The following is a 23,893-nucleotide window of genomic DNA, read 5'->3' on the forward strand; positions in this document are numbered from 1 at the left end:
TCCTCATCGCGGAGCGATTCGGGCGTTTCGGCAACGCCGCGAGGTGCCGTGCCAGGCGTCGCGGACCCGGTCAAGATCCGCCGGACACGCCCTAGAGGCCGGCCGCGAACTTGCGCGTGTGCAGCTGCCGCGCCACTTCCGCGATCGATCCGGACAGCGACGGGTACACGGTGAACGCCTTGGCGATCTGCTCCACCGTCAGGTTGTTGTCGACCGCGAGCGAGATCGGGTGGATCAGCTCGCTGGCGCGCGGCGCGACGACACAGCCGCCGACCACGATCCCCGTACCGGGACGGCAGAAGATCTTGACGAAGCCGTCGCGGATGCCCTGCATCTTGGCGCGCGGGTTGCGCAGCAGCGGCAGCTTCACCGCGCGGGCGTCGATCCGGCCCGCGTCGACGTCGGCCTGGCTGTAGCCGACGGTGGCGATCTCCGGGTCGGTGAAGACGTTGGCGGAGACCGTCTTCAGGTTCAGCGGGGCCACCGCGTCGCCCAGGAAGTGGTACATCGCGATCCGGCCCTGCATCGCGGCGACCGAGGCCAGTGCGAAGATCCCGGTGACGTCACCGGCCGCGTAGACGCCGGGGGCGCTGGTGCGCGAGACCCGGTCGGTCTGGATGTGGCCGGAGTCCTTCAGCCGTACGCCGGCCTCCTCCAGGCCCATGCCCGCGGTGTTCGGGATCGCGCCGACCGCCATCAGGCAGTGCGAGCCGGTGATGACCCGGCCGTCGGCCAGCGTCACCTCGACCCGGTCACCGACCCGCTTGGCGGACTGGGCGCGGGAGCGGGCCATGACGTTCATGCCGCGGCGCCGGAAGACGTCCTCCAGCACGGCGGCGGCGTCCGGGTCCTCGCCCGGCAGCACCCGGTCGCGGGAGGAGACGAGGGTGACGCGGGAGCCGAGCGCCTGGTAGGCCCCGGCGAACTCGGCGCCGGTCACACCCGAGCCGACCACGATGAGCTCCTCGGGCAGCTCGTCGAGGTCGTAGACCTGGGTCCAGTTCAGGATGCGCTCGCCGTCCGGCTGCGCGTCGGGGATCTCACGGGGGTGGCCGCCGGTCGCGATCAGCACCGCGTCGGCGCTGAGCCGCTCCTCGGTGCCGTCGGCCGCGGTCACGACGACCTGACGGGAGCCGTCGGTCGCCTGGAGCCCGTCGAGCCGGCCGCGGCCGCGCAGGACGCGGGCGCCGGCGCGGGTGACGGAGGCGGTGATGTCGTGGGACTGGGCGAGCGCCAGGCGCTTGACGCGGCGGTTGACCTTGCCCAGGTCGACCCCCACCACCCTCGCCGCCTGTTCACTGTGCGGCGTGTCGTCGGCGACGATGATCCCCAGCTCCTCGTACGAGGAGTCGAAGGTCGTCATCACCTCGGCCGTCGCGATCAGGGTCTTCGATGGCACACAGTCGGTGAGTACCGAGGCTCCGCCGAGGCCGTCGCAGTCGACGACGGTCACCTCCGCACCGAGCTGGGCGCCCACCAGAGCCGCCTCGTAGCCGCCGGGGCCGCCGCCGATGATCACGATCCGGGTCACGAAAAGTCCGCCTCGCGTGGGTGTCAATCCCCCGGCCGTCTGCCGCCCCGGCCGGGGGTCCGGGGGATCGCCCCGGGGGAATGCAGTACGTACTCCATTGTCCCGCACCCGCCAAACAGATTCGCCCCGGGGCCCTCCATACGGGAGCCGGGGCTCCGGCCGTACGGGAACGAACCGTCCCGGGAGCTCCCCCCGAAGCCCCTCGGGCCCCCGATCGGCCCTCCCCCGACCGGGGCCTTCATCACAGGAACCGACACCCCCGCGACCACCTCCCGTACCCTCGGTCCCATGTCGCTCTACGCCGCGTACGCCGGCAACCTCGACGCGCGGCTCATGACCCGCCGCGCCCCGCATTCCCCGATGCGCAGCACCGGCTGGCTCAACGGCTGGCGGCTGACCTTCGGCGGGGAGCAGATGGGCTGGGAAGGCGCGCTGGCCACCGTGGTGGAGGCGCCGCGCTCGCAGGTCTTCGTCGCGCTGTACGACCTGGCGCCGATGGACGAGGACTCCATGGACCGCTGGGAGGGCGTCGGGCTCGACATCTACCGGCGCATGCGCGTACGCGTGCACACCCTGGACGGCGAGGAGCCGGCCTGGATGTACGTGCTGAACGGGTACGAGGGCGGGCTGCCCTCGGCGCGCTACCTGGGGGAGATCGCCGACGCGGCCGAGTCCGCCGGCGCCCCCCACGACTACGTGATGGGCCTGCGCAAACGCCCCTGCTGAGCGAGGGCCGGGGCGGACCCGGCGACCGGACTTCGTGCGAAGCCACAAAGACATCCGGCGAGTCTTTGCACCAGGACATCTACGCGCGTAGGCCTCCAGCGGTTACGCTCTTCCGCGTGAACGCATCAGTTATTCCGGACAACATCCAGGGCGACCCGTACGCAGCCGCTGCCGGGGCCGCCGCCCGCCTGCGCGAGCTGACCGGCGCCGAGACCCATGACGTCGCCCTGGTCATGGGCTCCGGCTGGGCGCCCGCGGGCGAAGCACTCGGCGCCCCGGAGGCCGAGTTCCCCGTCACCGCGCTCCCCGGCTTCCCGGCGCCCGCGGTCGAGGGCCACGGCGGCACGATCCGCTCGTACAGGATCGGTGACAAGCGCGTGCTGGTCTTCCTCGGCCGCACCCACTACTACGAGGGCCGTGGCGTCGCCGCCGTCGCCCACGGAGTCCGTACGGCGGTGGCCGCGGGCTGCGGGACCGTCGTGCTGACCAACGGCTGCGGCGGCCTGCGCGAGGGCATGCGCCCCGGACAGCCGGTGCTGATCAGCGACCACATCAACCTCACGGCGACCTCGCCGATCGTCGGCGCCAACTTCGTCGACCTGACCGACCTGTACTCGCCGCGCCTGCGCGCGCTGTGCAAGGAGATCGACGACACCCTCGAAGAGGGCGTGTACGTCCAGTTCCCCGGCCCGCACTACGAGACCCCGGCCGAGATCAACATGGTCCGGGTCATGGGCGGCGACCTGGTGGGCATGTCCACGGTCCTGGAGGCCATCGCGGCCCGTGAGGCGGGCGCCGAGGTGCTGGGCCTCTCCCTGGTCACCAACCTCGCGGCGGGCCTCTCGGGCGAGCCCCTGAACCACGAGGAAGTCCTCCAGGCGGGCCGGGACTCGGCGACACGGATGGGCGCGCTGCTGGCCCGGGTGCTGGACCGTATCTAGGGGGTGCTGCGGCACCTATGGGGGTGTTGCGGCATCCAGGGGGCGCTGCGGCACCTATGGGGTGCTGCGGCCAGTCGGTTGCTCGCCTGCGGCCAGTCGGTTGCTCGCCTCGGGCCGGTCAGTTGCTCGCCTGCGGCCGGTCCTTGCTCGCCCCGGACCGGTCCGGTTTCACCTCCGGTACGCCGGACCGCCGGTCCCCGCGCCTCCAGCGTGTCCGGCTCCCTCTCCAGCCTGTCCGGCGTTTGAGGACCGGGGTCCGGGGCGGAGCCCCGGTTTCGGGAAGGGGCGGGGAGGGGAACAGCCCGCGCAGCGCCCACCCCCACCCCCACCCCTTCCCCACACGCCACCCGCGCCCCTCGGCGGCCCGCCCACCCGCGCCCCTCGAAAGCCCCCGAAAGCCCCCGCACGCCCCGCACACCCGCACATCCCTCACCTCCGCACGCCCCCCCAAAGCCCCCGCACACCCCCGAAAGGCGGACCCCGTGCAGCACGACCTCATCGCGCAGGCCAGGACCTGGCTGGCCGAGGACCCCGACCCCGAGACCCGTGACGAGCTGGGCGCGATCATCGAGGCGGGCGACACCGCCGAGCTCGCCGCCCGTTTCGCGGGCACGCTCCAGTTCGGCACCGCCGGACTGCGCGGCGAGCTGGGGGCCGGGCCCATGCGGATGAACCGGTCCGTGGTGATCCGGGCGGCGGCGGGCCTCGCCGCATATCTGAAGGCCCAGGGCCAGGAGGGCGGCCTCGTCGTCATCGGCTACGACGCCCGCTACAAGTCGGAGGACTTCGCCCGCGACACCGCGGCCGTCATGACCGGCGCCGGACTCCGCGCCGCCGTACTCCCCCGCCCGCTCCCCACTCCCGTACTGGCGTACGCCATAAGGCACCTGGGCGCCGTCGCCGGCGTGGAGGTCACCGCCAGCCACAACCCGCCGCGCGACAACGGCTACAAGGTCTACCTCGGCGACGGCTCGCAGATCGTGCCCCCGGCCGACGGCGAGATCGCGGCCGCCATCGCCGCGGTCGGCCCGCTGGCGGGCGTCGTACGCCCCGAGGACGGCTGGGAGACCCTCGGCGAGGACGTTCTGGACGCCTACCTCGCCCGTACGGACGCGGTCCTGGCCGCCGGCAGCCCCCGTACGGCCCGGACCGTCTACACCGCGATGCACGGCGTCGGCACCTCCGTACTGACCGCCGCCTTCGAGCGCGCCGGGTTCCCCGCGCCGGTGCTCGTCACCGAGCAGGCCGACCCGGACCCCGCCTTCCCCACCGTGGCCTTCCCCAACCCGGAGGAGCCCGGCGCGATGGATCTCGCCTTCGCCACCGCGCGCCGGGCGGCGCCGGACCTGGTCATCGCCAACGACCCGGACGCGGACCGCTGCGCCGTCGCCGTACCCGACACCGCCACCGAGGGCGGCTGGCGGATGCTGCGCGGCGACGAGGTCGGCGCGCTGCTCGCCGCGCACCTGGTGGAGCGGGGCGTCAGCGGGGTCTTCGCCGAGTCCATCGTGTCGTCGTCGCTGCTCGGCCGGATCGCCGGGAAGGCGGGCCTCGGGTACGAGGAGACGCTGACCGGCTTCAAGTGGATCGCCCGGGTGGACGGCCTGCGGTACGGCTACGAGGAGGCGCTCGGCTACTGCGTCGACCCCGAGGGCGTCCGCGACAAGGACGGCATCACCGCCGCCCTGCTCGTCGCCGAGCTGGCCTCCGTACTCAAGGAGCAGGGCCGTACGCTGCTGGACCTGCTGGACGACCTGGCGCTCACCCACGGCCTGCACGCCACCGACCAGCTCTCGGTGCGGGTGGAGGACCTGACGGTCATCGCGGACGCCATGACCCGGCTCCGGGAGCAGCCGCCGACCGCGCTGGCCGGCCTCGCCGTCACCTCGGCCGAGGACCTGTCGCAGGGCACGGACAAGCTGCCGCCCACCGACGGGCTGCGCTACCAGCTGGAGGGCGCCCGGGTGATCGTCCGCCCGAGCGGCACCGAGCCGAAGCTGAAGTGCTACCTGGAGGTCGTGGTCCCGGTCGCGGACGCCGCCGGGCTGCCCGCCGCACGGGCGCGGGGCGCGGAGCTGCTCGCCGGGATCAAGCGGGACCTGGCGGCGGCCGCCGGGATCTGAGGCGTACGTACACGAAGGACCGGTCCCCGCTCGTCAGGGGGCCGGTCCTTCGGCGCATACGCGAGTACGTGACGACGAGGCGGCGGCCCTTCAGCCGATCGCCCACAGCACCACGAACAGCACGGCCCCCGCGACCGCCGGGGCGATCACCTCGTACGCCCAGCGCACCGAGCCCGTGGTGCCCGTGGACTCGCCCGTCGGTTCGCCCGCCCGCTCGGCGAGGCCCCGCAGCTCCATGATCGTCTGGTCGGCGGCCGCGATGGGCGGCGCGGTGTGCTGGTGGGCGTCGGAGCCCGCGCCCGCGCCGGGCGAGAAGCGGCCGTAGGCGTCCTTGTGCGGGACGCGGGCCGCCGCGCGCGAGGCGCGCTTGCGGTCGCGCAGCGAGACGGGGACCGCCCACAGCTGGTACTTGGCGCCGCCGGCGGCGATCAGCTCGGAGGAGTAGCCGGCCCGGACGTCGGCGACCTCGGTCCAGGGCAGCCGGATGGTCCGGAACGGGTTGCGGACGCGGATCCGCTCGTCGTTCACGAACACGGCGGGCCGCAGGGTGAACGCCACGATCAGCGGCACGGCGGTGAGCAGGGCGGCCAGGGCCAGCCACGGTGCCTGCCCCTTGCCCTGGAAGAGGGCGTCCCCGGCCATCACGGCGAGCAGCACGAGGAGCAGCACCCCGCAGACCAGCGCGGATGTCGAGCGGTAGGTCCGGTCGGCGAACTGCGGCTCTGCGGGAGGTGTGGGGCTCGTCATGGGGCCGATTCTGCCTGACGGACCCGGACGGTGGGGCTCCGGCCACCCGGTCCGGCCCTCCGCGCCAGGGAAACGGGGCTGGCCGGGGGTGGCGGAGGCGCGACGGACGGCGTGGCGGAACGCGGGCCGGGGTATGGCGGAACGTGTGGCGGGGGCGTGGCGGAACGTGTGGTGATGCGCACGGTTGCGCGGGACCCCTGTACAGGCCGCTACGCGCGTAGATATGCTCCTCTGGTGACCATGCCCACCACTGCTCCCGCATTTTCCGACGCGACGGCGTCCGACAGTGCGCTGCGCCGCTTCCTCTTCGGGCTGCCCGGCGTCGACGCCGTCGGCCTCGAAGCGCGCGCCGCCTCCCTCGGAACCCGTTCGATCAAGACGACGGCCAAGGCGTACGCCATCGATCTCGCCATCTCGATGATCGACCTGACGACGCTGGAAGGCGCGGACACCCCGGGCAAGGTCCGGGCTCTCGCCGCCAAGGCCCTCAACCCCGACCCCACCGACCGCACGACCCCGCGCACCGCCGCGGTCTGCGTCTACCCCGACATGGCGGCCACCGCCGCGGCCACGCTCGCCGGTTCCGGTGTGAAGGTGGCGTCCGTGGCGACCGCCTTCCCGGCCGGCCGCGCCGCGCTGGACGTCAAGCTGGCGGACGTCCGCGACGCCGTGGCGGCCGGGGCCGACGAGATCGACATGGTGATCGACCGGGGGGCCTTCCTCTCCGGCCGGTTCCTGAAGGTCTACGAGGAGATCCTCGCCGTGAAGGCCGAGTGCGGCTCCGCCCGCCTCAAGGTGATCTTCGAGACCGGTGAGCTGTCCACGTACGACAACATCCGCCGGGCCTCCTGGCTCGGGATGCTGGCGGGCGCGGACTTCATCAAGACCTCGACCGGCAAGGTGGCCACCAACGCCACCCCCGCCAACACCCTGCTGATGCTGGAGGCCGTCCGCGACTTCCGGGCGCAGACCGGCGTACAGATCGGTGTGAAGCCGGCCGGCGGCATCCGCACCACCAAGGACGCGATCAAGTTCCTGGTGCTGGTGAACGAGACGGCGGGCGAGGACTGGCTGGACAACCACTGGTTCCGGTTCGGCGCCTCCAGCCTCCTCAACGACCTGCTGATGCAGCGCCAGAAGCTCAGCACCGGCCGCTACTCCGGCCCCGATTACGTGACGGTGGACTGATACGCCATGGCATCCGCATTCGAGTACGCACCGGCGCCGGAGTCCCGTTCCGTCGTCGACATCGCCCCTTCGTACGGGCTGTTCATCGACGGTGAGTTCACCGAGGCCGCCGACGGCAAGGTCTTCAAGACCGTCTCGCCGAGCACCGAGGAGGTGCTCTCCGAGGTCGCCCAGGCGGGCGCGGCGGACGTGGACCGGGCCGTGAAGGCCGCGCGCAAGGCGTTCGGGAAGTGGTCGGCGCTGCCCGGCTCCGAGCGCGCCAAGTACCTGTTCCGGATCGCGCGGATCATCCAGGAGCGCAGCCGCGAGCTGGCCGTCCTGGAGACCCTCGACAACGGCAAGCCGATCAAGGAGACCCGCGACGCGGACCTCCCGCTGGTCGCGGCGCACTTCTTCTACTACGCGGGCTGGGCCGACAAGCTGGACCACGCGGGGTACGGGGCCGGCCCCCGGCCGCTGGGCGTGGCGGGCCAGGTCATCCCGTGGAACTTCCCGCTGCTGATGCTCGCGTGGAAGATCGCCCCGGCGCTCGCCACGGGCAACACGGTGGTGCTGAAGCCCGCCGAGACGACCCCGCTCAGCGCTCTGTTCTTCGCGGACATCTGCCGCCAGGCCGGGCTGCCCAAGGGCGTCGTCAACATCCTCACCGGTTACGGGGACGCGGGCGAGGCGCTGGTCACGCACGCGGACGTCGACAAGGTCGCCTTCACCGGCTCGACCGCCGTCGGCAAGGCCATCGCGCGCTCCGTCGCGGGGACGGACAAGAAGGTCACCTTGGAGCTGGGCGGCAAGGGCGCCAACATCGTCTTCGACGACGCCCCCATCGACCAGGCCGTCGAGGGCATCGTCACCGGCATCTTCTTCAACCAGGGCCAGGTCTGCTGCGCGGGCTCCCGGCTGCTGGTCCAGGAGTCGGTGCAGGACGAGGTGCTGGACGCCCTCAAGCGCCGGCTCGCCACGCTGCGGCTGGGCGACCCGCTGGACAAGAACACCGACATCGGCGCGATCAACTCCGCCGAGCAGCTCTCCCGGATCACCACCCTGGTGGAGACCGGCGAGGCGGAGGGCGCGGAGCGCTGGAGCGCCCCCTGCGAACTGCCGTCCGCCGGTTACTGGTTCGCCCCGACCCTCTTCACCAACGTCACCCAGGCGCACACGGTCGCCCGTGACGAGATCTTCGGCCCGGTGCTCTCCGTCCTCTCCTTCCGCACCCCGGACGAGGCGGTCGCCAAGGCCAACAACAGCCAGTACGGCCTCTCGGCGGGCATCTGGACGGAGAAGGGCTCCCGCATCCTCGCGGTGGCGAACAAGCTCCGCGCGGGTGTCGTCTGGGCCAACACGTTCAACAAGTTCGACCCGACGTCGCCGTTCGGCGGCTACAAGGAGTCGGGCTACGGCCGCGAGGGCGGCCGTCACGGCCTGGAGGCGTACCTCGATGTCTGAGCGCGAATCGGTCAACGGCTCCGCGGAGCGGCGCCTTGGCGTCTTCAAGACCTACAAGCTGTACGTCGGGGGCAAGTTCCCCCGCTCCGAGAGCGGCCGGGTGTACGAGGTGACGACGAAGACATCAGCCGCCGGCGCGGCGGGCAAGGGCCAGTGGCTCGCCAACGTGCCGCAGTCCTCCCGCAAGGACGCGCGGGACGCGGTCGTGGCCGCGCGGAAGGCGTTCGGCGGCTGGTCGGGCGCGACCGCGTACAACCGCGGCCAGGTCCTCTACCGCGTCGCCGAGATGCTGGAGGGCCGCAGGGAGCAGTTCGCCCGCGAGGTCGCCGCGTCCGAGGGGCTGTCGAAGTCCAAGGCGAACGCCGTGGTGGACGCGGCGATCGACCGCTGGGTCTGGTACGCGGGCTGGACCGACAAGATCGGGCAGATCTCGGGCGGGGCGAACCCGGTCGCGGGCCCGTTCTTCAACCTCTCCACCCCTGAGCCGACCGGTGTCGTCGCGGTCCTGGCACCGCAGAAGTCCTCGCTGCTCGGGCTCGTCTCGGTGATCGCCCCGGTCATCGCGACCGGCAACACGGCGGTCGTCGTCGCCTCCGCCGACGCCCCGCTGCCCGCGCTCTCGCTGGGCGAGGTGCTGGCCACCTCCGACGTCCCCGGCGGCGTGGTCAACATCCTGTCGGGCGCCACGGCGGAGCTCGCGGCCCCGCTCGCCGCCCACCAGGACGTCAACGCGATCGACCTCACCGGCGCGGGCCCGGAGCTGGCCAAGGAGCTGGAGATCGCGGCGGCGGACAACCTGAAGCGGGTCCTGCGCCCGCTCCCCACCGAGGCGGACGGCTCCGACGCCGCCCCCGCCGACTGGCTGGCCGCCCCCGGCACACACCGGCTGACGGCCTTCCTGGAGACCAAGACGGTCTGGCACCCGACGGGTGCGCTGGGGGCGTCGGGCTCGTCGTACTGACGTACGCGCGGCTGTCCGGACAACGGCAAGGGGCCGCCTCCCCCGGAACCTCCGGAGGGGGCGGCCCTGTCCGTCTTGCGGCGGGTGTCAGCTTGTGGGCGTCGGCTCGGGGGGGGCAGCTCGTGGGCGTCAGCTCGTGGGCGTCGCCCCGTAGGCATCAGCCCATGGCCATCACCCGTAGGCATCAGCCCATGGCCATCACCCGTAGGCACCAGCCCATGGCCATCAGCCCGTGGCCATCACCCCGTAGACGTCACCCCGTGATCAGGCGGGTCACCTGCCCCACCACCGGCAGGTCGTTCAGCGCACCGCCGCTGGTGATCGGGTCGGTGAGCACCGCCGTCGTCACCGGCTGGAAGTCGGCGACCTGGGTGCCCACCGCGTTGTCCAGCGGGTCCACCCCGGTGTTGGCCAGCGGGTCCAGCTGGAGGTTGGTGACGGGGGCGATGCTGTTGGTCAGCGAGGTCCCGAGCGCGCTGGTCACCGCGGGCCCGGCGCTCCTGGTGACCGCCTGGAGGGCCGCCGCTCCCTGCTCCGGAACCTCGGCGACCGGGGGCAGCTGGGGGGCGGCCTGCGCGGAGCCCGCACCGGCCCCCAGAGCCGCTCCCAGGGCGGTCACGGTCAGACCGGCGCGCAGCAGGGCGCGACGTTCGGGCTTGCGTGCGTGAAGTGCCATGTTTCCACCTGATCGACCTGGTCGGGTAATCGTCCGTACGCGCAGAGTAGTTGAGGTGGGACGCTGGATACCAACAAGAGGCCCGGGTGGTCCCCTGCGCGGGTCAATGCCTCACACTTCTGTTCTGTGAGTTCCAGTTCCCAACCGATCCCGACCCGCGTCGTGCTGCTCGCGGGCCCCTCCGGCTCCGGCAAGTCCTCCCTCGCCGCCAGCACCGGCCTCCCGGTGCTGCGGCTGGACGACTTCTACAAGGAGGCGGGCGACCCGACGCTGCCCCAGGTCCCCGGCTCCACGGACATCGACTGGGACTCCGCCCGGTCCTGGGACGCGGACGCGGCGGTCGCGGCCATCGCCGAGCTGTGCCGCACCGGCCGTACGGACGTCCCGGTGTACGACATCGCCACCAGCTCCCGTACGGACCACGAGACCTTCCACATCGAGCGCTCGCCGCTCTTCGTGGCCGAGGGCATCTTCGCGGCGGACATCGTGGGCCGCTGCCAGGAGCTGGGCCTGCTGGCGGACGCGCTGTGCCTGCGTGGCCGCCCCTCCACGACGTTCCGCCGCCGCCTGGTGCGGGACCTGCGCGAGGGCCGCAAGTCGGTGCCGTTCCTGCTGCGGCGCGGCTGGCGGCTGATGCGGGCCGAGCGGCGCATCGTGGCCCGCCAGACGGCGCTGGGGGCGCACCCGTGCGGCAAGGAGGAGGCCCTGGGCCGCCTGGCCGCCGCGGCGGCGGGGCGGTGCCGACGGGTGACGGTGGGGGCGCCGGTCCCGGAGTGAGCCCCTCAGCCGGTGGCGGGCGGGGCGGGGGCCGCGCGGGCCCTGCCCCGGCGCGAACGGGGCCTTCCGCGCATCGCGTCCGGGCATCGCCCGACGCGTACCGTTCGCGTGCACCCGCGCGTGCCGGTCACGGTGTGCCGGTCACCAGTCCGACCCGGTAGGCGAGGACGACGGCCTGGACGCGGTCGCGCAGGCCGAGTTTGGCCAGGATGCGCGACACGTAGGTCTTGACGGTCTCGGGCGTGATGAACATCGACGCGGCGATCTCCGCGTTCGACAGCCCCTCGGCGATCAGTTGGAGCACTTCCAGCTCGCGGGGGGCCAGCGCACGCACGACGTCCTGTCTGGCCGGCCGGGAGGTGTCGGCCGGTCGCAGATGCTGGGCGAAGCGGCCGATGAGGTGGCGGGTGACGGCGGGTGCCAGCAGGGCCTCGCCCCGGGCGACGGTCCGGATACCGTTGACCAGCTCCGCCGGAGGCGCGTCCTTGAGGAGGAACCCGCTCGCTCCGGCGCGCAACGCGTCGTAGACGTAGGCGTCGACGTTGAACGTGGTGACGACCAGTATCTTCGGCGCGTCTTCGGTGTCGGGACCGGCCAGTTGCCGCGTCGCCTGGATGCCGTCGAGCAGGGGCATCCGGATGTCCATCACGACCACGTCGGGGCGCAGCCGCCGCGCGGCCCGGACCGCCTCGTGGCCGTTCTCCGCCTCCCCGACGACCTGCATGTCGGGCTGCGCGGAGAAGATGGTGACGTAGCCGGTCCGCACCAGCGCCTGGTCGTCGCAGACGAGCACACGGGTCGGTGGCGGCGTATCGCTCACGAGGTCACTCCTGAAGGGGCTGGGACGGAATCGTGGCCCGGACCTCGAACCCGCCTCCGGGCCGGGGACCGGCCTCCAGTTGACCATCGAGCATCCGCACCCGTGCACGCAGCCCGGCCAGCCCCCGTCCGCCCGCGGGACCCGGCTTCCGCGCGACCGGTGGGGCGGCGGGTCCCTCGGTGGTCACCACGGTCTCTATGTGCTCGTCGCCGTGCCGGAGCAGGACCCGTGTCGGCTTCCCGGGCGCGTACTTCAAGGCGTTGGTGAGCGCCTCCTGCACCACCCGGTACGCGGCCAGCTCCACGTCCACGCTCCGCGGCCGCCGCTCACCCCGCTCGCCGAACTCGACCGGCTGACCCGACCTGCGGGCCTGCTCGACCAGGTCCCCCACCCGCCCCAGGGCGGGTGCCCGGCCCACACCCGCCGGGTCCGCGGAGGCCGCCTCGCCGGTCGCCTCCAGGACACCGAGCAGGTACCGGAGTTCCGTCAGCGCGCGACGGCCGGTGTCGCTCACGGCCGTCAGCCCCTCGCCGGCGCGTTCCGGCGCGGACGTGAGCAGGAACTGCGCCGCGTCGGCTTGGACCACCATGGCCGTCACGTGGTGGGTGACCACGTCGTGCAGCTCGCGGGCGATCCGCGCCCGCTCGGCGGCCGTGGCCACCTCGGCGGCCAGCCGCCGCCGCTTCGCCTCTTCCGTCCGCCGCGTGCGCACCGTGCTCCCCACCAGCCAGGCCGCGGCCAGAGCCAGGGAGAACGCGAGGTAGTCCGGTAGCGCGTTCGGTGAGCCGAGACGGTTCAGGACGACGGCCAGCACGGCGTAACCCGCACCCGCCACGACGACCAGGCCGTGGCGGAAGCGGACCTGGTGGGCCCCGGCGGAGTACAGGGCCAGATACAGTCCCATGCTCGCGAACGTGGTCGCGAAGCCCAGCGCCTGGTGCACGGCGAACGCGCCCGCGATGACGGCCAGACAGGCAGCGGGCCACCTGCGGCGGACCGCCAGCGGCACCATCTGGGCCAGGACCAGCCCGACGCCCAGCACGTTCGCCGGCCGCTCGGGCAGATCGCCGATCTGCGCACCGATCCGGGACAGGGGCGGCACGAAGGCCAGCAGGGTGAGCGCCAGGGCGAGGACGCCGTCCTTGAGGAGAGCGTCCCGCTCCTGCCACCGGCCGAGCGACGCCCGGAGCAGCGGGATGTTCCAGGTCAGCTGACGGGACATCACTTCGCCTTCCTCCAGCCGGCCTGTCTCAACGGGACGCGTTGCGGCGGGGCTTGATGCCACCGCTCCGGTGGGCGCGGACGAGCATCAGAACGGCGATGGCCACGCCCATGAGGACGGGCATGATCGATGCCTCCAGCCCGAAGCTGCCACCGGTCAGAAGGGCGGAGCCATGGACGTCGACGGTGAACAGGCCCTCGGGGGCGTGCCCGGAGACCGGGATGCCGAGCAGCTGCTCCGTGGTGTTCCAGGCGAAGTGCAGCCCCACGACGAACCAGATGTTACGCCGCCACAGGAACGCGGCTCCGAGCAGGACGCCCGCCTCCAGAGCGATCGCCAGTCCGCTCCACGCGTTCGCTCCCGGGGCGCCCAGGTGGGCGACGCCGAAGAACAGCGACGTGACCACGATGGCGGCCCGGCTCCCCCACATCTGCTCAAGAGCCTGGAGGGCGAGACCGCGGAACAACAACTCCTCGGTGACCGCGGCGCCGATCTGCACCACGACCGCGGTCCGGACGACCGACAGGAAGCCGTCGCCCGCCCAGCTGAACGAGTAGCCTCCGAACGCCGTGATCAGGAGGGCGGACACAAGGATGAAGCCCAGGCCGACCCCGCCGCCCAGCAGCGCCTCCCGGGCGGCCCCGGACCGGGCGATCTCCGGCGTGGAGCGTCGTGCCACCCGGCGCATGACGTAGCAGTACACGGCCACCGCGGCGACCGCGCCCAGCATCGGCACGGGGCCGGGTGCGGTCGCCGTCAGCCCCGAGACCAGGCCGACGCCGACCATCCCCACCAGCATCCAGCCGAGCGGAGACCGCACGATCCGGCCGAAGCGGCCGCCGCCCCCGTCGCGTTCCTCGCTCGGGCCGGAGCCTGTGCTGTGTCGTACGGCGGACGTCGTGCCCATGGTGGCCTCCCCGGTGGTGGGTCACCCCTGCGGCGACCTGACGACGACACTAGGAATCGGCGGACGTCCGCGAATCACCCGCGCATGGACAGCTCCTGTAGCTCTCGCGGGGGATGCACCGCCCGCCCGGCCGCTCCGTTCCCGGGGCCGGCCCGGGGTCCCCCGAGCGAGCTACCCGTTGTGTCCTCTCCGGGGTGACGCGCGCCACCGGTGGTCTCTTGTTGAGTCGCATCGTCAACACAACGGACGGCCAAGGCCGACCAGCCCAGCAGCTGAGGACACCACCATGACCACGACACGCAGTTCCGCGCACCACGGTCTCCCCAGAGTCCGCCGCATCGCCGCGACTCTGCTGGTCTCCACGCTCGCGGGAACCGCACTGGCCGCGTGCAGTGCCGACTCCCGGGGCTCGCAGCCGGCCAAGGTCTCCGGCAAGAGCGTCGGCGGGACCGCGGGAGACGCCGAGATCACCTGGGGCACGTGCCCGGCCCTGGCCGAGGGACAGACCCGTGACCCCGACCTGGCCTGTGGAACGTTGGAGGTGCCACTCGACCACCGGAACCCGGACGGCACGAAGATCGACGTGGCGGTCTCCCGGCTGTCCACCGCACAGCCCGGGAAGCGGCATGGCGTTCTGCTGCTGAACCCCGGCGGGCCGGCCCTGGGCGGTCTCGGCATGCCCGAGACCATGGCGTCCACCCTGCCGAAGTCCGTGCTGGACCGCTACGACCTGATCGGTTTCGACCCGCGCGGCGTCGGACACAGCACTCCGCAGAGTTGCGGTCTGCGGGACCCCAGCGTGTCCGGGCTCTTCCCCTACCCTGCCGCGGACGGCTCGATCACCAGGAACGCGGCCCTCGCCGAGGCCGGCGCCGAGCAGTGCGCCGAGACGGTGGGCGAGAACCTGCGGCACTACACCACCGCCAACACCGCCCGCGACATGGACCGCATCCGCCAGGCGCTCGGTGAGGAGAAGATCTCCTACTGGGGCCAGTCCTACGGCACCTACCTCGGCGCCGTCTACCGCTCCCTCTTCCAGGGCCACACCGACCGGATGGTCCTGGAAGGCAACGTCGATCCCACCAAGGTATGGGCCGGCCAGGTGGCGGACACCTGGGGCAAGGGCATGGCCGACCGGTTCCCCGATGCCGCCCGCGTCGCCGCGGCGCAGGCCGGCACCCTCGAGCTGGGCACGGACGCCGCGCAGGTGACTGACACCTATCTCGCCCTCGCCGACCGGCTCGACCGCACCCCCGCGGCGATCCCCGGCACATCGGTGTCGCTGGACGGGGCGCTGCTGCGGAACGTGACCTACGCCCTGCTTCTGCACGACGACACCCTTCCCGTGCTCGCCACGTTCTGGAAGGCCGCCGACAACCTGGCCCACGGCAGCACCACGGCCGCCGACGCCGCGGTTCTCAAGGAGGTGTTCGCCGACACACCGGCGGCCCCGGGCATCCCCGCGGACAACCAGGCCACCATGTTCATGGCTCTCACCTGCGGCGACGCCGAATGGCCGCACGACGTCGACGGCTACGCCTCCCGCACCGCCGCCGACCGCGAGAAGTGGCCGCTCACCGCGGGCATGCCCGCCAACATCTGGGCATGCGCCTACTGGGACAAGCCGGCCGAGGCGACGGTCAAGGTCGTGCAGGGGGGCCCGCGCAACACCCTGATCCTGCAGAACCGCCGGGACAATGCCACCCCGTGGGAGGGCGGCGTCGGGCTGCGCAAGTCCCTCGGCGACGGCTCCGCCCTCGTCGGCGTCGACAACGGCGGGCACTACGTCTACGGCCAAGGCTCCGCCTGCGCCGACAAGGCCACCGCCGGCTTCCTGACCACCGGCCACCTGCCGGACAAGGACGTCCACTGCACCGACGTCACCCGGAAGTAGCCCGCCGGAGGGACCGTACGGGCACAGCGAACAGGGCTGTCCCGGCACGGCGAACGGGGTCGTACAGGCCCCCCGGCCCGTACGACCCCGCTGCGCTTCCCCCGTGGGTCTCCCCCGTGGGTCTCCCCCCGTGGCCCATGCCTCCCCCGAAGCGATGGGCCGTCCCCCGGTGTTTCCCCCGGGCCCCCTCGGACCCCGTTTTCCTCTGCTCCCCCGTGGTTCCCCCACACGTCCCCATGTCCCCCGTGGGTTTCCCTCTTTCTCCCCCGTGGCCCCTGCCTCCCCCGAAGCAGTGGCCGTCCCCCCGCTGCCTCAGGCCACCAACTCGCCGAAGGACTCCTGCTCGTCACGTCCGAAGCTGAGGACCTCGTCCTCGCGCAGCCGGCGGAGGGACCGCCAGATGCTCGACTTCACCGTGCCGACACTGATGTCGAGGATCGACGCGATCTCCGGGTCGGTGCGGCCCTCGTAGTACCGCAGGACCAGCATCGTGCGCTGGAGTTCGGGCAGCCGGGCGAGCGCCTGCCAGAGCACCGCGCGCAGCTCCGTACCGCGCATCGCGTCCGTGTCGCCCACCGTCTCCGGCAGCTCCTCGGTCGGGTATTCGTTCAGCTTGCGCCTGCGCCAGGCGCTGATGTGCAGGTTGGTCATGGTGCGGCGCAGATAGCCGCCGACCGCCGCCTTGTCGCTGATCCTGTCCCACGCCCGGTACGTCGAGAAGAGGGCGCTCTGCAACAGGTCCTCGGCCTCGAAGCGGTCGCCGGTCAGGTGGTAGGCGGTTGCGTACAGGGAGGCCCGCCGCTCCTGGACGTAGGCCGTGAACGCCGCTTCGGCGCCCTCGGTCCCCGCCCGGTCGGTGCGGTCCCCCGTGACCTCCCCGTACGCGCTTCCCCCGTCGTCCCCCGTGTTCTCCCCCGTGGACGCGTCGACCACCGTCATGTACGACGTGCGCAGCTGCTCCGCAGTCGCCGACGGGTGCTGACGCCCGGCACCCCGAACACACCCCCGTACATTCGTGGCACCGGACTTCTCCACACTCCGGCCGACGTCGTGGAGACGCGTCACCACTGCGCTTGAGCTGGTGCTGTGCAGTGCGTTCATCTCGCGCCCCCTATCGGTGGAGTCCGTTCGTTCCCCGCGGTTCTGCGGTTCCGCGGTTCCTGCGTCTACTGCGTTTCCTGCTGACCAAGAGCTTGCCGGGGCAGTTTCATGGCGCTGTCCCCCGACTGTCACAGGCCTGTCACAGGGGCGGTTGCGGCCGTGCCCCGCCGGGGTCGGGGCCGTGTCCGGGCAAGAGGACCGGGCCGCAGGTCGAACTGAAGCGCCACCATGGGCCAGAATGACGCTCGTGCCTTTCCTGCTGCTGATCGAGGACGACGACGCCATCCGCACGGCCCTCGAACTCTCGTTGTCACGCCAGGGCCACCGTGTGGCCACCGCGGCGACGGGAGAGGACGGCCTGGAGCTGCTGCGCGAGCAGCGCCCCGACCTGGTCGTGCTGGATGTGATGCTGCCCGGGATCGACGGTTTCGAGGTGTGCCGGCGTATCCGGCGCACCGACCAGCTGCCGATCATTCTGCTGACCGCGCGCAGCGACGACATCGACGTCGTGGTGGGACTGGAGTCCGGCGCGGACGACTACGTGGTCAAACCCGTCCAGGGCCGGGTGCTGGACGCCCGGATCCGGGCGGTGCTGCGCCGCGGGGAGCGCGAGTCGACCGACTCGGCGACCTTCGGCAACGTGGTGATCGACCGCTCCGCCATGACCGTCACCAAGGGCGGTGAGGACCTCCAGCTGACGCCGACCGAGCTGCGGCTGCTGCTGGAGCTGAGCCGCCGGCCCGGCCAGGCCCTCTCCCGCCAGCAGCTGCTGCGCCTGGTGTGGGAGCACGACTACCTGGGCGACTCACGGCTGGTGGACGCCTGTGTGCAGCGGCTGCGCGCGAAGGTGGAGGACGTGCCGTCCTCGCCGACCCTGATCCGTACGGTGCGGGGCGTGGGCTACCGGCTGGACTCGCCTCAGTGACGGAGAGAACCAAGCGGTCCATACGGGCCGGGCTGCGCTGGACCAGTCTGCGGCTGCGGCTCGTCGTGGTCTTCGCGCTGGTGGCGCTGACCGCCGCGGTCTCCGCCTCGGGGATCGCGTACTGGCTCAACCGCGAGGCCGTGCTGACCCGTACGCAGGACACCGCGCTCGACGACTTCCGGCGGCAGATGCAGGACACCGCGGCGACGCTCCCGGTGCGGCCCACCAAGGACGACCTCCAGCGGGCCGCCGGGCAGATAGCCGCCGGCGGCCCCGGCTACAGCGTGCTGCTGGAGGACGAGCGCGAGCGCGGCAAGCCCATCGTCGGCTACTCCGACCTGGACACCTTCACCCGGGCCGACGTGCCGGACTCGCTCCAGAGGCAGGTGTCCCGCAGGCAGCCGCTCAGCTCGGACAACGAGCACGAGTACCACCTGTTCTGGCAGCGTACGAGCATCGACGGCACCCCGTACCTGGTGGCCGGTACGCGGATCATCGGCGGCGGCCCGACCGGGTACATGCTCAAGTCACTCGACCAGGAGCGCCAGGACCTCAACTCGCTGGCCTGGTCACTGGGGATCGCCACCACCCTGGCGCTGATCGGCTCGGCGCTGCTGGCCCAGGCGGCCGCGACGACGGTGCTGCGTCCGGTGCAGCGGCTCGGTGACGCGGCCCGCAAGCTCGGGGAGGGCAAGCTCGACACCCGGCTGACCGTCTCCGGTACGGACGAACTCGCCGACCTCTCCCGTACGTTCAACCGGACCGCCAGCTCGCTGGAGAAGAAGGTCGCGGACATGAGCGCGCGGGAGGAGTCGAGCCGCCGGTTCGTCGCCGACATGTCGCACGAGCTGCGCACCCCGCTCACCGCGATCACGGCGGTGGCCGAGGTACTGGAGGACGAGGCGGACAGCCTCGACCCGATGATCGCGCCCGCCGTGCACCTCGTGGTCAGCGAGACCCGGCGGCTGAACGACCTGGTGGAGAACCTGATGGAGGTGACCCGCTTCGACGCGGGCACCGCGCGCCTGGTCCTGGACGACGTCGACGTGGCCGACCAGGTCACCGCCTGCATCGACGTGCGGGCCTGGCTGGACGCGGTGGACCTGGACGCGGAGCGCGGCATGATGGTCCGGCTCGATCCGCGCCGACTCGACGTGATCCTGGCCAACCTGATCGGCAACGCCCTCAAGCACGGGGGCTCGCCGGTGGGGGTGCGGGTGCGGACCGAGGGCGAGGAGCTGGTCATCGAGGTACGGGACCACGGGCCGGGCATCCCCGAGGAGGTGCTGCCGCACGTCTTCGACCGCTTCTACAAGGCCAGTGCCTCCCGGCCGCGCTCGGAGGGCAGCGGTCTCGGCCTCTCCATCGCCATGGAGAACGCGCACATCCACGGCGGTGACATCACGGCCGCCAACCCTCCCGACGGCGGGGCGGTCTTCGTCCTGCGGCTGCCGCGCGACGCCTCGAAGCTGACCGGCGGCGGGGCGGAGGAGGAGAACGGGCAGGGCGGCGACACCGGCCCCCGGGACGGCGACAACGGCGAGGGCGGTGGGGCGTCATGACGGGAGCGTTCCGGCCGGTGGCGGACACGTTGCGGCCGGTGGCGGACACGTTGCGGTCGGTGGCGGACACGTTCCGGCCGAGGAAGGGGCCCTCCCGGCGGCGGAGTGCCGTCGCCGCGTTCGGGGCCGTCCTGGCGGCCGCCGTGCTGGCCTCGGGGTGCGGGATCCGCACGACGTCCGTGCCCGTGGACGCCGGGGCCGCGCCGTCCCGGGTGCCGTGCAGGCTGCCCTCGGCGGACGTCACGACCCGGTCCCCGGACAGCGTGGCGGCACCGGTCTACCTGGTGTGCGCCTCGCAGCTGGTGTCCGTGGACCGGCCGGTACCGGCCGACGACGCGTCCGGCTCCGGCCGGCTGGGTGCCGCCCGCGCCCTGCTGTACCAGGTGCAGCAGGCGCCGCCCGAGAACGAGCGCCGGGCCGGGTTCTCCACGGCGGTCCCGACGGGGCTGCGGGTGGAGCCCTCCCGCGCCGACGACCCGGCGGGCACCCTGCGGCTGAGCAGCCAGCCCGAGGACCTGTCGGCGGAGGCGCTGGCGCAGCTGGTGTGCACGTACGCGGAGAACGAGGCGCTGGTGACGGAGGGCTCGGTGGTCCTCGGCGGCCCCGGGAAGTACCCGCCGCGCGGCTATCTGTGCACCTCGCAGACGAAGTCCCGGCCGCAGGACGTGACGACGCCGGACGCGCTCGAACTGGACTGACCTCGAACTGGACTGACCGGGGGCGCGGGTACGTTTCCGTATGGGCCTGAGGAGCGACTCCGGCACACAGGTCCAGGGGGCGCCCCGGCGTACGCCCTCCGGCGCACGGCTCCGTGCGTGCGGCCCCCGCGTACGGCCCCGGCGAAGTCACGGAACCGATCCTGCCGGTGGTGGCGTCTTGGTGGGCGTGCGTCAAGGTTCGGGCGGTCAGACCGTCATCCACTTCCGCGCGGCGGGGGTCTCCCTCCTCCTCGCGCATCTGCTGCTAGTCGGGTGGCTGACGCTGCGCCCGTTGGACGTGCCCTGGATCACGGCCGCCAACTTCGAGCCGCTCGCCTCCATCCGGGCCGACCTCGCGCTGGGGCCGGTCGAGGCCGCGCGCCGGATCGGCGGGGCGCTGCTCCTGCTCGCCCCGCTCGGGGTGCTGCTGCCGATGGCCGGGGGCCGGATCTTCGTCTCGCCCTGGCTGTCGATGCTGCGGACGGTGACGGCCGGAGCGCTGATCTCGCTCGCCATCGAGCTGGGTCAGACCGGGGTGCCGGGCCAGGTCGTCGACATCGACTCGGTGCTGCTGAACACCACCGGCGTGGCCCTGGCCCATCTGCTGGTCGTCCCGGTGTGCCGGGCGCGGCTGCGCCGCCGGGGGGTGCCGGGCGTACGGGACCTCCCCCGGTACTGGCAGGAGACCCGCCTGCGGGATGAGGCCCCTGGGGGACCTACCCCGACGATTACCAGGGTCGGCATCGCCCCGTAGAGCGATGCTTTGTCCCCCTTCGCGGGCGCACTATGGATACATCGGGAGCAGAACAGAGCCGCTCCCACCGTTACGGTTCGCGAAGGAGCTCACCATGGCCGCACTGGTCCGCCCCACCGAAGGACGCATGATCGGCGGTGTGTGCGCCGGGCTGGCACGGCGCTTCGGCACCTCGGCCGGCACGATGCGCGTCATCTTCGTCGTCTCCTGCCTGCTGCCCGGCCCGCAGTTCCTGATCTACCTGGCCCTGTGGGCGCTGCTGCCCTCGGAGAAGGCGGCCTCGTCCTCGACGGCCTGGTGACGCGGTCGGCCACGGGGGCCGGGCCGGCGTACGCACAGTGGGGCGCACACCCTGATCCGGGTGTGCGCCCCACTGGCATGTGCGGGTGCGCGCCGCGGGCGGCGCGCCGGGGTGGTGCGGTCAGCCGCCGAGCGGGATGCCGTTGGCGGTGAGGCCCTGCGTGGGCAGTCCGCCGAGCAGGCCGGCGACCGGGGCGACGGCGTCGGTCGCGTCGCCGCCGAGGACCTTGCCGACGGTCTCCTGGACCGGCGCGTTCTGGGCCGCCGTGGCGACGGCGTCCAGCGCCATGGTGGAGACGGGGAGCGCACCGGCCGCCGAGTCGAGGGGCAGGGAGGGTGCGGCTGAGGCGCTGCCCGCGGCGGCAGCGGCGAAAGCGGCACCGAGAGCGGCGACACCGAGAGTCTTGGCAGCGGTCTTCTTCATGAAGAATTCATCCTTGGGGAAGGGGATGTGAGCGGCTCTGCAAGTTAGCCATCCTCCCGCCCCGTCCGCAAACATCCCGACACGCGGAAAAGGGCCGGGGTTTTCTTTCCCGGCCCTTTTCCGCGTGTCGAACGTCAGCTCGCGGCAGCGTTGGAACCGCTGGTCACGGCGGTCTGACGGAAGAGCCACTCGGACTTCAGCTCGGCGTAACCGGGCTTGACGACCTCGTTGATCATCGCAAGACGTTCATCGAAAGGAATGAAAGCTGATTTCATCGCATTGACGGTGAACCACTGCATGTCGTCGAGCGTGTATCCGAACGCCTCGGTCAGCAGCTCGAATTCACGGCTCATGCTCGTGCCGCTCATCAGCCGGTTGTCCGTGTTCACGGTGACCCGGAAATGCAGCTTCCGCAGCAGCCCGATGGGGTGCTCCGCGTACGAGTCGGCGGCGCCGGTCTGCAGGTTGGACGTCGGGCACATCTCCAGCGGGATGCGCTTGTCGCGTACGTAGGAGGCGAGGCGGCCCAGGGTGACCGAGCCGTCCTCGGCGACCTCGATGTCGTCGATGATCCGCACCCCGTGGCCGAGCCGGTCGGCGCCGCACCACTGAAGGGCCTGCCAGATCGAGGGCAGGCCGAAGGCCTCGCCCGCGTGGATGGTGAAGTGGTTGTTCTCCCGCTTGAGGTACTCGAACGCGTCGAGGTGGCGGGTGGGCGGGAAGCCGGCCTCGGCGCCCGCGATGTCGAAGCCGACGACGCCCTGGTCGCGGTAGGTGTTGGCGAGTTCGGCGATCTCCAGCGCGCGGGCGGCGTGCCGCATCGCGGTGAGCAGGGCGCCGACCCGGATGCGGTGGCCGTTGGCGCGGGCGGTCCGCTCGCCCTCGCGGAAGCCCGCGTTGACGGCCTCGACGACCTCTTCGAGGGTCAGGCCGCCCTCCAGGTGCTGCTCGGGGGCGTAACGGATCTCGGCGTAGACGACGCCGTCCTCGGCGAGGTCCTCGGCGCACTCCGCCGCCACCCGGAAGAGTGCGTCACGGGTCTGCATGACGGCGCAGGTGTGGGCGAAGGTCTCCAGATAGCGCTCCAGCGAACCGGAGTCGGCGGCCTCGCGGAACCAGGTGCCGAGCTTGTCGGCCTCGGTCTCGGGGAGGGAGTCGTAACCCTGCGCGCGAGCCAGCTCGACGATCGTGCCCGGCCGCAGGCCGCCGTCGAGGTGGTCGTGGAGCAGCACCTTGGGGGCGCGCCGGATCTGGTCGGGATCAGGGACATTCGCGGTCTGGCTCGTCATCTTGGCACTCTAGCGCCTACGCGCGTAGAACGCTCGTCGACGACTTCCGTCGATGCGTAACAGTGACCGGAAAGTCGGGTGGAGTACACCTGCTCTTCTGAGACTGTTCTGTCATGGCACAGCGCGCACTCCCCCTGCCTGCTGCGAGGCTGGGACGGGCCGTCTCGACGGCCGGAGCACCATACGAGGTCAGCGGCGTGGTTCTGCTGCTCCCCAACGGCGAGGCCGACTCACGGCGTCGCCCCTCCCCCCTGTCGTACGCGGTCCAGCTGCCGTTCGCCCGTGCGCTGGCGCGCGCCGGTGAGGGCGACGGACTGGCGGTGCACGTCCTGCGCTACCGCTGCCGGGGCTGGAACGACACCGAGGCGCATCCGGCCGAGGACGCGGCCTGGGCGGCCGACGAGATCCAGCGGCGGTACGGGGACGTGCCCGTGTGCCTGGTCGGCCACGGGATGGGCGGGCGGGCGGCGCTGCGGGCCGCCGGGCACGGGGCGGTCACCTCGGTGCTGGCGATGGCCCCGTGGCTGCCGGAGCGGTCCGCCGCCGAACCGGAGCCGGTGAAGCAGCTCGTGGGGCGCAGGGTGCTGATCGTGCACGGCACCAACGACGAGCGCACCGACCCGGAGCTGTCGTACCGGCTGGCCGAGCGGGCGAAGAAGACCAACCGGGACACCTGCCGCTTCGAGGTCCACTCGGACGGGCACGCCCTGCGCCAGCACCGCGCCGAAGTGGTGGCGCTGGCCGCCGACTTCATGCGCGGCTCGCTCTTCGCCCGGTCCTACGCCCGGCCGGTCAAGGACGCCCTGGCCGCGCCGCCGCCGCTGGGGCTGCGGATGCCGCTGGCGGCGGGGTTCGGGCGGTCGCTGCGGCACTGATCGGCCGCC

General features: G+C 72.4%; 23 protein-coding genes. 14 read left to right on the top strand and 9 right to left on the bottom strand.

The features are described from left to right. Window positions 1–91: 91 nt before the first annotated feature. Complete coding sequence (locus AB0917_RS21160) at window positions 92–1,531, bottom strand: NAD(P)H-quinone dehydrogenase (protein ID WP_366821150.1); 1,440 nt, start codon at window positions 1,529–1,531, stop codon at window positions 92–94. Window positions 1,532–1,819: 288 nt separating this feature from the next. On the opposite strand from AB0917_RS21160, the gene AB0917_RS21165 reads away from it, so the two are divergent. The 3 genes from AB0917_RS21165 (at window position 1,820) to AB0917_RS21175 (ending at window position 5,321) form a co-directional block, all read left to right on the top strand. Next, a complete protein-coding gene (locus AB0917_RS21165; protein WP_015610940.1) occupies window positions 1,820–2,257 on the top strand; it encodes a gamma-glutamylcyclotransferase in 438 nt (145 codons plus the stop codon). Window positions 2,258–2,373: 116 nt separating this feature from the next. After that, window positions 2,374–3,198 carry a purine-nucleoside phosphorylase gene (locus tag AB0917_RS21170; protein WP_366821151.1) on the top strand — a complete coding sequence of 275 codons (825 nt, stop codon included), beginning with the start codon at window positions 2,374–2,376 and terminating at the stop codon, window positions 3,196–3,198. Between the two features lie 482 nt (window positions 3,199–3,680). Further along, window positions 3,681–5,321: a phospho-sugar mutase gene (locus tag AB0917_RS21175; protein ID WP_366821152.1), complete on the top strand. Its 1,641-nt coding sequence runs from the start codon at window positions 3,681–3,683 to the stop codon at window positions 5,319–5,321. Window positions 5,322–5,411: 90 nt separating this feature from the next. Here the strand turns inward: AB0917_RS21175 and AB0917_RS21180 are convergent, their stop codons facing one another. After that, the gene (locus tag AB0917_RS21180; protein WP_366821153.1) at window positions 5,412–6,068 is read right to left on the bottom strand and encodes a PH domain-containing protein; all 657 of its coding nucleotides are present in this window, start codon (window positions 6,066–6,068) and stop codon (window positions 5,412–5,414) included. A 240-nt stretch (window positions 6,069–6,308) separates the two neighbouring features. Between AB0917_RS21180 and deoC the strand changes: the two genes are divergently transcribed. From deoC to AB0917_RS21195, 3 genes are read left to right on the top strand one after another with little or no spacing between them, the layout of a single operon-like run. Continuing rightward, the gene (gene deoC, locus AB0917_RS21185; RefSeq protein WP_366821176.1) at window positions 6,309–7,256 is read left to right on the top strand and encodes a deoxyribose-phosphate aldolase; all 948 of its coding nucleotides are present in this window, start codon (window positions 6,309–6,311) and stop codon (window positions 7,254–7,256) included. A gap of 6 nt (window positions 7,257–7,262) precedes the next feature. Next, window positions 7,263–8,699: an aldehyde dehydrogenase family protein gene (locus AB0917_RS21190; RefSeq protein ID WP_366821154.1), complete on the top strand. Its 1,437-nt coding sequence runs from the start codon at window positions 7,263–7,265 to the stop codon at window positions 8,697–8,699. Further along, on the top strand, window positions 8,692–9,660 hold the full coding sequence (locus tag AB0917_RS21195; protein WP_366821155.1) for an aldehyde dehydrogenase family protein: 969 nt from the start codon (window positions 8,692–8,694) through the stop codon (window positions 9,658–9,660). Before AB0917_RS21190 ends, AB0917_RS21195 begins: the two co-directional genes overlap by 8 nt. A gap of 253 nt (window positions 9,661–9,913) precedes the next feature. Here AB0917_RS21195 and AB0917_RS21200 read toward each other — a convergent pair whose 3' ends face one another. Continuing rightward, window positions 9,914–10,336, bottom strand: coding sequence for a hypothetical protein (locus AB0917_RS21200; protein WP_366821156.1), 423 nt, complete (start codon window positions 10,334–10,336; stop codon window positions 9,914–9,916). Between the two features lie 63 nt (window positions 10,337–10,399). Here AB0917_RS21200 and AB0917_RS21205 point away from each other — a divergent pair, with 63 nt between their 5' ends. Continuing rightward, complete coding sequence (locus tag AB0917_RS21205) at window positions 10,400–11,113, top strand: uridine kinase (protein ID WP_366821177.1); 714 nt, start codon at window positions 10,400–10,402, stop codon at window positions 11,111–11,113. A gap of 127 nt (window positions 11,114–11,240) precedes the next feature. Here the strand turns inward: AB0917_RS21205 and AB0917_RS21210 are convergent, their stop codons facing one another. From AB0917_RS21210 to AB0917_RS21220, 3 genes are read right to left on the bottom strand one after another with little or no spacing between them, the layout of a single operon-like run. Further along, window positions 11,241–11,933, bottom strand: a complete 693-nt coding sequence (locus AB0917_RS21210) for a response regulator transcription factor (protein ID WP_366821157.1) — start codon at window positions 11,931–11,933, stop codon at window positions 11,241–11,243. A gap of 4 nt (window positions 11,934–11,937) precedes the next feature. Next, window positions 11,938–13,155 carry a histidine kinase gene (locus AB0917_RS21215; protein ID WP_366821158.1) on the bottom strand — a complete coding sequence of 406 codons (1,218 nt, stop codon included), beginning with the start codon at window positions 13,153–13,155 and terminating at the stop codon, window positions 11,938–11,940. A 28-nt stretch (window positions 13,156–13,183) separates the two neighbouring features. Continuing rightward, window positions 13,184–14,062, bottom strand: coding sequence for a CPBP family intramembrane glutamic endopeptidase (locus AB0917_RS21220; RefSeq protein ID WP_366821159.1), 879 nt, complete (start codon window positions 14,060–14,062; stop codon window positions 13,184–13,186). Between the two features lie 286 nt (window positions 14,063–14,348). Here AB0917_RS21220 and AB0917_RS21225 point away from each other — a divergent pair, with 286 nt between their 5' ends. Further along, the gene (locus tag AB0917_RS21225; protein WP_366821160.1) at window positions 14,349–15,956 is read left to right on the top strand and encodes an alpha/beta hydrolase; all 1,608 of its coding nucleotides are present in this window, start codon (window positions 14,349–14,351) and stop codon (window positions 15,954–15,956) included. A 312-nt stretch (window positions 15,957–16,268) separates the two neighbouring features. On the opposite strand, the gene AB0917_RS21230 is transcribed toward AB0917_RS21225, so the two are convergent. Beyond that, window positions 16,269–17,057: a SigE family RNA polymerase sigma factor gene (locus tag AB0917_RS21230; protein ID WP_366821162.1), complete on the bottom strand. Its 789-nt coding sequence runs from the start codon at window positions 17,055–17,057 to the stop codon at window positions 16,269–16,271. Window positions 17,058–17,304: 247 nt separating this feature from the next. Between AB0917_RS21230 and afsQ1 the strand changes: the two genes are divergently transcribed. The 5 genes from afsQ1 to AB0917_RS21255 all read left to right on the top strand — a co-directional run bounded on the left by afsQ1 (window position 17,305) and on the right by AB0917_RS21255 (window position 21,297). Continuing rightward, on the top strand, window positions 17,305–17,982 hold the full coding sequence (afsQ1, locus tag AB0917_RS21235; protein WP_078533099.1) for a two-component system response regulator AfsQ1: 678 nt from the start codon (window positions 17,305–17,307) through the stop codon (window positions 17,980–17,982). Continuing rightward, entirely contained in the window at window positions 17,979–19,544 is a 1,566-nt protein-coding gene (locus tag AB0917_RS21240) for a HAMP domain-containing sensor histidine kinase (RefSeq protein WP_366821163.1), read from the top strand. The genes afsQ1 and AB0917_RS21240 overlap by 4 nt, the downstream gene beginning before the upstream one ends. Beyond that, window positions 19,541–20,242 carry a hypothetical protein gene (locus AB0917_RS21245; RefSeq protein ID WP_366821164.1) on the top strand — a complete coding sequence of 234 codons (702 nt, stop codon included), beginning with the start codon at window positions 19,541–19,543 and terminating at the stop codon, window positions 20,240–20,242. Before AB0917_RS21240 ends, AB0917_RS21245 begins: the two co-directional genes overlap by 4 nt. A gap of 181 nt (window positions 20,243–20,423) precedes the next feature. Continuing rightward, window positions 20,424–20,996 (top strand): VanZ family protein, encoded by a 573-nt coding sequence (locus AB0917_RS21250; RefSeq protein WP_366821165.1) that lies wholly within the window; start codon window positions 20,424–20,426, stop codon window positions 20,994–20,996. Window positions 20,997–21,090: 94 nt separating this feature from the next. Further along, window positions 21,091–21,297 (top strand): PspC domain-containing protein, encoded by a 207-nt coding sequence (locus AB0917_RS21255; protein WP_366821166.1) that lies wholly within the window; start codon window positions 21,091–21,093, stop codon window positions 21,295–21,297. A gap of 120 nt (window positions 21,298–21,417) precedes the next feature. Here AB0917_RS21255 and AB0917_RS21260 read toward each other — a convergent pair whose 3' ends face one another. Then, complete coding sequence (locus AB0917_RS21260; protein ID WP_366821168.1) at window positions 21,418–21,720, bottom strand: hypothetical protein; 303 nt, start codon at window positions 21,718–21,720, stop codon at window positions 21,418–21,420. A gap of 134 nt (window positions 21,721–21,854) precedes the next feature. Then, the gene (locus AB0917_RS21265; RefSeq protein WP_366821169.1) at window positions 21,855–23,009 is read right to left on the bottom strand and encodes an adenosine deaminase; all 1,155 of its coding nucleotides are present in this window, start codon (window positions 23,007–23,009) and stop codon (window positions 21,855–21,857) included. Between the two features lie 113 nt (window positions 23,010–23,122). On the opposite strand from AB0917_RS21265, the gene AB0917_RS21270 reads away from it, so the two are divergent. Continuing rightward, window positions 23,123–23,884 (top strand): dienelactone hydrolase family protein, encoded by a 762-nt coding sequence (locus tag AB0917_RS21270; RefSeq protein WP_366821170.1) that lies wholly within the window; start codon window positions 23,123–23,125, stop codon window positions 23,882–23,884. Window positions 23,885–23,893: the final 9 nt, after the last annotated feature.

Origin of the sequence: Streptomyces sp. NPDC007346 (assembly GCF_040703535.1) — a bacterium.
In the GTDB taxonomy this organism is placed as follows: Bacteria; Actinomycetota; Actinomycetes; order Streptomycetales; family Streptomycetaceae; genus Streptomyces.